Source organism: Mycobacterium terramassiliense, assembly GCF_900157385.1.
Taxonomy (GTDB): Bacteria; Actinomycetota; Actinomycetes; order Mycobacteriales; family Mycobacteriaceae; genus Mycobacterium; species Mycobacterium terramassiliense.
The window spans coordinates 2989071-2999342 of sequence record NZ_LT717701.1; the positions used below are offsets into that span (position 1 = coordinate 2989071).

General features: G+C 66.5%; 8 protein-coding genes. 5 read left to right on the plus strand and 3 right to left on the minus strand.

Annotated elements, in window-relative coordinates; genetic code table 11:
* Positions 1-64 precede the first annotated feature (64 nt).
* From MTAB308_RS28715 to MTAB308_RS30415, 3 genes are all read left to right on the plus strand, one after another.
* Positions 65-1231 carry a PPE family protein gene (locus MTAB308_RS28715; protein WP_245831516.1) on the plus strand — a complete coding sequence of 389 codons (1167 nt, stop codon included), beginning with the start codon at positions 65-67 and terminating at the stop codon, positions 1229-1231.
* A gap of 76 nt (positions 1232-1307) precedes the next feature.
* The gene (locus MTAB308_RS30145) at positions 1308-1586 is read left to right on the plus strand and encodes a PPW family C-terminal domain-containing PPE protein (RefSeq protein ID WP_245831517.1); all 279 of its coding nucleotides are present in this window, start codon (positions 1308-1310) and stop codon (positions 1584-1586) included.
* Positions 1587-1690: 104 nt separating this feature from the next.
* The gene (locus MTAB308_RS30415; protein ID WP_083746686.1) at positions 1691-2536 is read left to right on the plus strand and encodes a PE family protein; all 846 of its coding nucleotides are present in this window, start codon (positions 1691-1693) and stop codon (positions 2534-2536) included.
* Between the two features lie 2 nt (positions 2537-2538).
* On the opposite strand, the gene MTAB308_RS30420 is transcribed toward MTAB308_RS30415, so the two are convergent.
* Together MTAB308_RS30420 and MTAB308_RS29155 are read right to left on the minus strand one after the other, a co-directional pair.
* Positions 2539-2895 carry a hypothetical protein gene (locus MTAB308_RS30420; RefSeq protein WP_077104350.1) on the minus strand — a complete coding sequence of 119 codons (357 nt, stop codon included), beginning with the start codon at positions 2893-2895 and terminating at the stop codon, positions 2539-2541.
* Between the two features lie 252 nt (positions 2896-3147).
* Positions 3148-3345, minus strand: a complete 198-nt coding sequence (locus tag MTAB308_RS29155) for a hypothetical protein (RefSeq protein WP_157901035.1) — start codon at positions 3343-3345, stop codon at positions 3148-3150.
* A gap of 257 nt (positions 3346-3602) precedes the next feature.
* On the opposite strand from MTAB308_RS29155, the gene MTAB308_RS28730 reads away from it, so the two are divergent.
* Together MTAB308_RS28730 and MTAB308_RS28735 are read left to right on the plus strand one after the other, a co-directional pair.
* On the plus strand, positions 3603-6044 hold the full coding sequence (locus MTAB308_RS28730) for a glycosyltransferase (RefSeq protein ID WP_245831518.1): 2442 nt from the start codon (positions 3603-3605) through the stop codon (positions 6042-6044).
* 80 nt (positions 6045-6124) lie between these two features.
* The gene (locus MTAB308_RS28735) at positions 6125-8353 is read left to right on the plus strand and encodes a glycosyltransferase (RefSeq protein ID WP_077104354.1); all 2229 of its coding nucleotides are present in this window, start codon (positions 6125-6127) and stop codon (positions 8351-8353) included.
* A gap of 56 nt (positions 8354-8409) precedes the next feature.
* Here MTAB308_RS28735 and MTAB308_RS28740 read toward each other — a convergent pair whose 3' ends face one another.
* A complete protein-coding gene (locus MTAB308_RS28740; protein ID WP_077104356.1) occupies positions 8410-9498 on the minus strand; it encodes a hypothetical protein in 1089 nt (362 codons plus the stop codon).
* Between the last annotated feature and the right edge of the window lie 774 nt (positions 9499-10272).

Here is a 10272-nt window from a genome sequence, read left to right on the forward strand (position 1 = left end):
CAAGCCCGCCCGCGACGACGTCCACCGAAGAGGTATTCGTGCTCCTGCCCGACGGTCCCCGACGATGACCGCCCCGATTTGGATCGCCTTCCCGCCCGAGGTGCACTCCACATTGCTCAGCAGCGGCCCGGGCTCCGGGCCGCTGCTCGCCGCTGCGGAGGAGTGGTCGTCGATGGGCGCCGAATATGCCGCCGCGGCAGACGAACTCATCGGGATGCTCGGCGCGGCGCAGGGTGCATGGGATGGTCCGAGCGCCGAACGCTACGTGGCCGCCCACGCGCCGTATCTGAACTGGTTACTCGAGAGCGCGTCGGCCAGCGTGCTCACGGCGTCATCGCACCGAACTGCCGCGGCCGCCTACGCCACCGCGCTGGCCACCATGCCGACGCTTGCCGAGCTCGCCGCAAACCACGCCACTCACGCGGCGCTGCTGGCGACCAACTTCTTCGGCATCAACACGATCCCCATCGCGGTCAACGAAGCCGACTACGTGCGCATGTGGTTGCAGGCCGCCGAAACCATGACCACCTACCAAGCCGTCACCGACTCGGCCATGGCGGCCGTCCCGACGGCCACGCCCGCACCGCAGATCGTCGCGACCCCCGGAGAGGCCAGCAGCGCGGCCGCGGCCGACAGCACCGTGTTGTGGCAGGACCAGCTCGCGGCGCTCCTGCAGCAGTACACCAAGAACTTCGCGTGGCCGGTGTCGAAGGACCTCAACCCGGCCGGGTGGCCCATTCCCGCGGTCCCGTTCGCCAACGGCCTCACCTCGGCGCTGATGCAGATCCCCGGGATGTCGCCGGCCCTGGCCAGCGCGCTCGCCTGGGCCACCTTCCACACGTTGATGATCTTCTGGCCCTTCGGGCAGCAGGCGATCCAGCTGGCCATCTCGCTCGCCCCCGCCCTGGCCGCGGTGCCCGCCGCCGGCGCCGCGGGGGTGGCGGCGGGTGCCGCCGTCGCAACCGGCGTCGCGGTCCCGGTGTCGGTGGCGACGTCCGTGCCGGCGGCCGTGGCAGCGCCGGCGCCGCTGGGCGCCATGCCCGCTCCCGCGACCGCCGCCGCCCCGGCTAGCGCGAGCAGTGCCGCCACCGTGCCCGGTCCCACCGCGCCGAGCCTGTCCTCTGCCATCGGCGGGGGACGGGTTCGGTCCGTCGGCGGCAACGGGCATCGGCGCGGGCCTCTCCGACGCCCTCTACGCCGTCGGCCTGTCCGGATTGTCGGCACGTGGTAGCGCGACCGCTCGCGCGCGTCGTCGCTCGGAGGAAACGGCAACCGAGGGCGCCGAAGAGGCGGCGGCAGCCGCGGCCATGGCCAACGGCCGAACGCGGGGGCGCCGCCGTCGGCGCGCGACGATCGAGGATCGCGCACATCGCCACGAGTTCATGGACCTCGACGACGACGGGGGCTCGCGTCCGGAGGCGTCGGGCCACGGGGGCGGGCCACTCGGATTCGTCGGTGCCACCGTCACGCCCGCCGCCGCCGCCGGCCGTCCGGCCGGGCTGATCACATTGGCCGACGACGGATGCAACGGTGCCCCGGCCATCCCGCTGCTGCCCAACAGTAGGGACGGCTCCGCGCCCGAATAGCGCTGCGCGACAACCTGGTTCGTCCCGCCGGGTCATTCGCCGAGTTCGGCAACGAGGTCGTTGACGACACCGACTGGCCGGTCGTTGAAGAGGCCGACGGCGCGTTGCAGCTGTTTACCATGCCTGCTTTCACGACTTATGCCGCCAGCAATGACTCTGTGGGGACGTCAAATCTGACCGAATCCAATTTATTATTCCGACCGAATCCAGTTTGCATTTCCGACCGAATCCAGATTACTAATACGATCGAATCCAGTTCATATTTCCGACCGGATCCAGTTCCTAGATACGACCATTTCCAGTGTTACCGAATCTATTTCAATGACCGACTCGCTTGCGGTACGTTTCGACTCGGTTGCTCGAATGCAGTCTCGCATTATGCCCTTCCGCAGGGCCTGGCGATGAAAAAGAGGTGGAATGCCATGAGCTCTCCTTTTTTCATTGACCCCGCCGTCGTCCAATGGGTGACTGAGAATCTAGACAGCATCGGCACGAACCTGGCCAGCGCCAGTGCGGCGGCGGCTGGTCCGACGACCGGGGTGGCGGGCGCGGCGGCCGATGAGGTGTCGACGGCGGTCGCTTCGCTGTTCTCCGAATATGGGGACGAGTATCAGGCGCTGCTCGCAAAGGCAGCGGCTTTCCATGACCAGTTCACCCAAAACCTGGCGACCGGCGGGGCTGCGTATGTAGGCACCGAGGCTGCCAATGCGGCGCAAATGATGGAAGCTGCGATACGCGCGCCGGGTGCTGCGATCAATGGGACATTCGCGGCGGCGACGGGGCGACCGTTAATCGGTAACGGCGCGAATGGGACGTCTGGGGTGCAGGGAACGGCCGGCGGGGCAGGCGGCTGGTTGTTGGGCAACGGCGGCTCCGGTGGTAATAGCACGGGAGCGGGCAATGCCTGTTCGGTGTCGGCGGTGCCGGCGGTGCCGGTGGATCCGCCATAACCCTAGGTACGACTGGTGGTGCCGGTGGTATCGGTGGCGCCGGCGGATTCTTCATGGGCCATGGCGGTCCCGGTGGTCCCGGTGGCGCTGGCGCCCAGGGTATTGCAGGCTCTGGCCCTGGTGTTGCCGGTAGCGCCGGTGGTGCCGGTGGCGCCGGTGGTGCCGGTGGTGCCGGTGGACTCTTCGCGGGCACTGGCGGTGACGGTGGTGGCGGCGGGCAGGGCGGCCTCGGCGGTAGCGGCGGTCTTAACGCTCCCGGCGGTTCCGGCGGCATCGGCGGTCCAGGCGGTTCCGGCGGTCCCGGCGGCATCTTGGGTGCACAGGGGGCTCAGGGCGCACAGGGCGCACAGGGTGCTCACGGCGCGACCGGGTAGCTATTCACCCGGTGCGGGTGTGACTGAGTGGCTGATATGGACCGTATCGACTTGAGTTGTCGTCGTGGTCTGGGATCTCGTTGCGGTGGACGCCGATCCAAGTCCGCCCTCTAAATAGCGTGCCGACTCGTCCGGCGCAGGCGGATCGGATTGTGCAGCTGGTGGAAACCGTTGCGCGCAAGCGAATCTGATCGCGGGCTGCAGCGCCGCGGCTGCGGGCGGATTCACAGAGAAGCTCTAAACCGCCGTCTGCCGCACGCCGACACCAGCCGTCACACACCCGGTCAGGGCGAGCCCGCGCAACACGCCAAAACCGGCATGCGACACCACGCTATGGCCGCCCCGAGATGCTTTGAGCTGACAAACCGCTGCGCTACTTTTCATCCAGGAAGTGCCCTCCCGCTCGGAATAGTGGATGTTGAGCAGGCTCATCATGCCTTGCAGGACAAGCGCGTTCGCTAACTTAGCGTCCTGTCACGCCGAGTCGCGTTCGGGCTAACGGCGGTTCTCAAGGCCGAAGCACCGCGGGCAGGTGGTGCTGTCATCACGGCGACACGCTCGACGAAACCGTGGCGGATCGCCGCCTTGACCCGGCGCGGTGCTCGCCGAACAGCGCGACCAATGATCCACAGCCTCCGCTATTTCGCGTGCAACCCGATCCGCGACACGCGATTGCTAGTAAACTCTGAGCGGTGTCCAAGCCAGTGACAGCGCGCGCCGCGATCTGCCTGAACATGATCGTGAAAAACGAGGCCGACGTCGTCGCCGAGACGCTGGATTCGGTTGCGCCCTACATCAGCTCGTGGGTGATCGTCGACACCGGCTCCGCCGACGGGACCCAGGACGCGATCCGCAAACGCATGGCCCGCCTGGGCATCCCAGGCGAGCTTCACGAACGACCATGGCGCAATTTCGGTCACAACCGCACCGAGGCACTGAACCTCGCCCAAGGCCACGGCGACTACATCTGGGTCATCGACGCCGACGACATCGTCGTGGGCACACCCGAGTTCACCGAACTAAGCGCCGACATCTACCGCATGCGCCTCGGAGATGCCTCCTTCACCTACTGGCGCCCGCAGTTGTTCCGCGACGGGGTGCGCGTGCGCTATGAAGGTGTCGTCCACGAGACCGCCGTGTGGGAGTCTGACTGCGTCGTTGGGCGCCTCGAAGGCGACTACTACGTCGAATCTCGTCGCCTCGGTGCCCGCAGTCAGGATCCGCAGAAGTATGCGCGTGACCGCGACCTGTTGCTGGCGGAGGTCGAACGCAACCCCGAGAATGCGCGGTCGGTGTTCTATCTGGCCCAGAGCTATTTCGATCTTGGTGATTTCGCCAACGCTCGTAAGTGGTATGAGCGGCGGGTCGAGATGGGTGGCTCGGACGAGGAGGTCTACTACTCGATGCTCCGGCTCGCGGAGTCGATGGCGGGACTCGATTGGCCGTGGCTGGTTGTTCAGGACGTCTACCTTCAGGCTTGGGAGTTTCGACCGACCCGCGCCGAGGCGCTCTATGCCATCGCTCGGCGGTACCGCGAACAGCAGCGCTACCTGCCCGGTCACTTGTTTGCCCAGCGCGCCGCCCAAATCCCTTTTCCCGAAAAGGATCTCTTGTTTGTCGGCGCGGACATCTATGCCTGGCGCGCGGTCGATGAGCAGGCGGTGTGCGCCTCCCAGCTCGGCAAGCATGCGGAGGCGTTTATGCTGTGCCGGCGCTTGCTGGCCCTCTCCGACATCCCCGATGGCGATCGGCAACGGATCGCGGTCAACCGCGACGTCAGCGTGCCGGTCATGCTCGAGGCGGCGGCCTCGTATCCCGACGCGCTGGTGCAGCGCCTAGTCCCCGGCTCGGGCGCCAAGGTTGTCGTGAGTCTGATCGCCGGACCGGACCGCGAGACCACCGAGCAGGCCATTAACTCGTTTCTGAACTGCTGCCTCGATCTGTCAATTTGGTTCGGGCGCTTACTCGTGGTCGATGCCGGCCTGTCAGCCCTCGACCGCGCGCTGCTGCGTGAGCGCTACGGGTTCCTCGAGTTTGTCGATTGCGGCCCCGGCGACTCGCCCGCTACACAGCTCGCGCAACTCCGCGCTCAGATCCTGGGTCGGTTCTGGCTACACCTGGGCCAGGGCTGGCAGTTCTTTGCGCCCGAGAATTTCATCACCCGCCTGATCGCGGTGCTCGAATCCGAACCACAGGTATTCCAGGTGGGAATAAACTTCGCCGATGCGGTCAAGCTGACCGGCGTCTGCGCGGCCGAGCAGGAGGTGCGCCGGGAAAACTATGGCGGCCGTTACGTCCTAACCGATGCGGTGGCCAGCGGCCCGGCGTTGTTCGACACCGCACGCCTAGATCGGGCCGGCGGCATAGGGGGCAGCGACCCAGATCCCATCGCCGAACTCGGTTGGCGGGCGGCCGCTGTCGGACTACAGACCGCGACCCTCGACGAGGTGCTCTGCATCGCCGCAGCCCGCCCGGTGCGGCAGCCCAAGGCCCCGGCGCGGGTGGCGAAGAAGGCGGCGGTCCGATCAGCACAGCGACCCAAAGCGCCGGCGCGGGTGGCGAAGAAGGCGGGGGCCCGATCGGTCCAGCAGCCCAAGGCGCCGGCGCGGGTGGCGAAGAAGGCCGCGGGCCGATCGGTGCAGCAGCCCAAAGCGCCGGTGCGCGCCGCGAAAAAGGGCACAGCCCGACCCGTGCAGCCATCCAAAGCCCCGGCGCGGGTGGCGAAGAAGGCCGCGGGCCGATCGGTGCAGCAGCCCAAAGCGCCGGTGCGCGCCGCGAAAAAGGGCACAGCCCGACCCGTGCAGCCATCCAAAGCCCCGGCACGGGTTGCGAAAAAGGCCGCGGCTCGACCAGTGCGGCAGCCCAAGGCCGCGCGGGTGGCGAAAAAGGCCGCGGCCCGACCAGTGCGGCAGCCCAAAGCGCCGGTGCGGGTGGCGAAGAAGGCTGCGGGCCGTCCGGTGCGGCAGCCCAAAGCGCCGGCACGCGCCGCGAAAAAGGGCACAGCCCGACCCGTGCAGCCATCCAAAGCGCCGGCACGGGTGGCGAAGAAGACCGCAGCCCGACCGGTGCAGCAGCCCAAAGCTGCGGCACCGGTGGCGAAGAAGGGACGTCGGGGGAAAATACCTCCTCAGTGACCGGATCGAGGCTCCGTAATCTTCGATAGCTAATTAACTAAACGGGGTCAAGCGCAATCCTCTTGCTGTACTTTGCACCCATGCGTGTCGCGGTCGCGATCGTGTCACCTCCCTCCCACCAAGACATCAGCGGCGGAGCTTTTAACGAGGTGGCCGAGGCGTTGCACCATGGTCTTTTGGCGCTTGGCCATGACTCGGTGCTGACCAACCGTCTCAACCTCGACGAGCGCCGCACCATCGTGCTTGGCGGAAACCTCCTCGTCCAGTACGCATTAGAGCCGCCCAAAAACCCCATCTTCTACAACCTCGAGCAACTGGGCGACGACTTGCCGTGGATGACGATGCCTGAATTCGTCGACCTTTTCCGGCGGTACCCGACTTGGGACTACAGTCAAGCCAACGTCGAATACCTCGCCGCCCTGGGATTGCCCCGCCCCACCTACGTTCCGATCGGATACGTCCCCGAGCTGACACGGATCGCTCCAGCCCCCGAGGACATCGACGTACTTTTCTACGGCGCGCTCAACGGACGCCGATATGCCGTCCTCAGGGACCTGCACGACCGAGGTCTTCGTGTCAAATGGCTATCGGCCATCTACGGCCCGATCCGCGATGCCTGGATCGCACGCTCGAAGATCGTCCTCAACATCCACTACTGGGAAGCGAAAATCTTCGAAATCACGCGTGTTTCCTATCTGCTCGCCAACAAACGCGCGGTGGTCTCCGAGACTGGTGCCGATTCGACATTGGAGCGTGACCTGCAGTCTGGCATCGCGTTTGCGGACTACGACGGACTGGTCGATCGCTGCGTGGAGCTAGTCAACGACGAGCGCGCGCGACACGAGCTCGCCGAGCGGGGCTACCAGGCTTTCTCAGCTCGTGACCAAGCCGCCATCCTGCAGCGTGCGCTGGCGGAAGGCCTTGAGGATGTCACCCACCAGACCGCTGCGCGGGACGACCCTTGCATCGATGTGCGCCTCGAAGGCAAAGGCGGCAGCGCAAATGATCAGCTCCGCGATCGCCAACTGTTCACCTACAGCCTGTTCAAGCACAAGGCCGCGCAAGAGCGTGATTGGTTGCTGGCCAAGATCCACGGCAATCCCGAGGATGCGCGGTCGGTCTTTTTTCTAGCCGAGACCTCCTTCCGTATGGAGGATTTCGTCAACGCACGCCGGTGGTGTGAGCGGCGGGTCCAGATGGGCGGCTGCGACGAGGAGGTCTACTGGGCGATGTACCGGCTCGCGGAGTCGATGTCGAACCTCGGTGAGCCATGGCCGGATGTTGAGGAAGCCTATCTGAAGGCGTGGGAGTTTCGACCGACCCGCGCCGAGGCGTTGCATGCCATCGCTTTTCGGCATCGCGTCGAGCAGCGCTACGAGATGGGTTACCTGTTTGCCAAGCGCGCCGCCGAAATCCCCTTTCCTGAAGATGACCTTTTTGTCCCCAGATTCGCAGACGTCTACGCGTGGCGCGCAACCGATGAGCAGGCGGTGTGCGCATCGTGGATCGGTAGGCACGCTGAGGCGTTCACGCTGTGTCGGGGCCTGTTGGCCCGTCCCGATCTCCCCGAGCCTGATCGGCAACGGATTGCGACCAACCGCGATTTTTCGGCGCCTGCCATGCTCGAGGCGGCTCTGCCGTACCCCGAAGCCCTGGTTCACTCCCGGGCCGCAGGTCCCGGTGAGGGGGCCGAGGTCACCGTCAGCCTGATCGCCGGACCAGACCGCGAGACCACCGAGTGGACCATCAACTCGTTTCTGAACTGCTGCCTCGATGTGTCGCGGGTCGCGCGCTTTTTGGTGCTCGATGCCGGCCTGTCCGCCCCCGACCGCGCCAAGCTGCGGAAACGTTACGGTTTTCTCGAGTTCGCCCGGCGCCGATCCGGCGACAAACCCGCTCCCCAGCTGGCGCAGTTGCGCGCTCAGATCGACGGACGGTTCTGGCTGCATCTGGGTGCGGGCTGGCGGTTTTTCGCCCCCGAGAACTTCATCACCCGCCTGATCGCGGTGCTCGACGCCGAACCGCAGGTGTTTCAAGTGGGAATCAACTTCGAAGATGCGGTCAAGCTGACCGGCGCCAGCGCCGCAGAGCAGGCGGTGCGCCGGGCACCGGACGCCGGCCGCTACCTACTCACCGATGTGATGGCCAGCGGCCCAGCGATGCTCGACACTGCCCGGCTGGATCGAGCCCGCAGTGTGCAAAACAGCGACCCCGATCCGCCCGCCCAACGTGGCCGACCGGCCACCGACGCCGGGCCGCGCACCGCCACTCTCGACGAAGTGCTCTGCATCTCAGGTCTGCACCTCTAGATCTACCGGGGCGGTTCAAGGCGCGGACAGCCCGAGGCGTGGTGCCGCCACCTGGATCACGATCCGCCGTCCTGGAGCACGATCCTGGCGTTCCTCATCGACCAGCCCAGCTCGGCCGGACCACTGTCGTGCTGGACCTCCGCGTTCAGGTGAAACATGGTCAGCCGGTAGTCGGCCGGATCTTGTGAAGCGTTTGCATTCGGATACCGGTCCCTGACCCGGTCGAGGGCGAAGCTGAAGGCGCGCCCCGTGATGGCATAGGAGAACGTGCGCCAGCCGCGCCAGGGCGTTCCGGTGAAGCGATCCGACCCGGGCGCCCGCAGCAGGGTGGGACTGCCGTCGTCGTCCGGCGCGTTGACCATGATGCTCCGGGACTCCGCGTCGTAGGCGATGTCCATGCTCGTCGACTGCGGGTATCCGTTGAAGAACAGCTTTGAGCCGTAGCTCAGCTTCGTCCCCGATACCCGGTCCGTGAACTCCAGGTCGGCCACGATGTAGGCAAGGCTTCCGGGGCGGTGCGCGTCGGAAGCCGTGGGCACCTGCAGCTCGAGGGACACCAAAAGCGCCTGGCCGAGTTCGGAAAACGGGCGGGCCGCGGATTCATCGCTCCAGCGGAACTCCGGGGTGATCATCAGCTTGCCGAAGTCGGTTGCGGGCGAAACCTCCTGGGCGTTCAGGTAGGCACCGACGACTCCGCCCTGGGCCTGGACCGTGGTCGTTCCGTTGCGGTCCTCGAAGCCAAGCTGATGTTCCAGCGGCGGCGCGGGGTAAAAGCCGGTTTTGTCGCCCGCGGTCCAGGACGTGGGAACCAGTGTCCCGTCAGATCGTTTCGGATTGGGTTGCCAAAGAACCAGGACCATCCGGTCCGTCGGCTGCGGTTTGGGGTGCAGCGGGTCCGCCAGCGGAACCAGAAAGGTCCGCACCAGGTCGTCGACGGCGGCCTGCTCGAACAGCACTTTCGGCGCCTGCGCGCCCGCCTCCGCATTGCCGGCGCGCATCAAGATGGCGATGAGCATGAGAACGGCCCCGACCCGGCTCGCGCAGGTGATCCGACGCAAGCGCGGGCTCGCGCCCTGAACGGCGCGCACCGGCAATGAGCGCAGGATTGCCCGCCCGGCCGCGACGGCATCCGCGCGAAACGGCATCGTGCGTCCTCCTGGTGCGACCGCGTCAGGCCGGGACACGGTCCGCCGCCGGCGGGGCGGCTGTCGGCGGTGCGGGGCTGCGCCCCTCAAAGGACCCGTAGCCGATGAAATCGTGCGAGGTGGCAATGACCCGGCATTTCACGGCGGTGGCGCCATCGGGATAGCACCGGCAGCACCAGGCCTCGTCGAACGGCAGGGGCGGAATGAAGGAGCGCAGAACGTCGTGAACGCCTCACGGCTGACCGTGTCGGGCAGGCCGCGCTCCCAGGGTGCCACCCGTACGCTCGACCACCGCGGCCCAGGGAGGGGCGGAGAGACGAGGAGCCTGCACCGCCTGCCTGGGCCGCTCGAGCCGGTGCAGATACGGGTCCGACGCCTCGCCCTTCTAGTGCGCATTGCGGTCAGTGTATTCGGTGACATCGAACACCGGCAGCGGATTGTGTTGCCCGCGGCGCGATGGCCGGCATAGTGGCGCAGCGGGCTGACGCCGGGACCGAGCCGGACCGATCAGGCAGCACCTTGCTGATGAGGATGCTCGCGGAGCACCCGGACATTATTGGCCTCAAGCGTTTTCCCTACAGCGGCGCTTCTGCAGCTACTGAATGCATTTCATAAGGGTGCTAGCCACACACGTGGACACTCGCAGGTGTCGGCGGACACGGAAAAATCCCCACTGACGGCCAGCTGATCTCCCCGCTGGCGGTCATGAATTCTCCCCACTGACGGCCACGGATTTCCCCATTGCGGTCGTGTCGCTGCCGGTTGTCGGCGGCG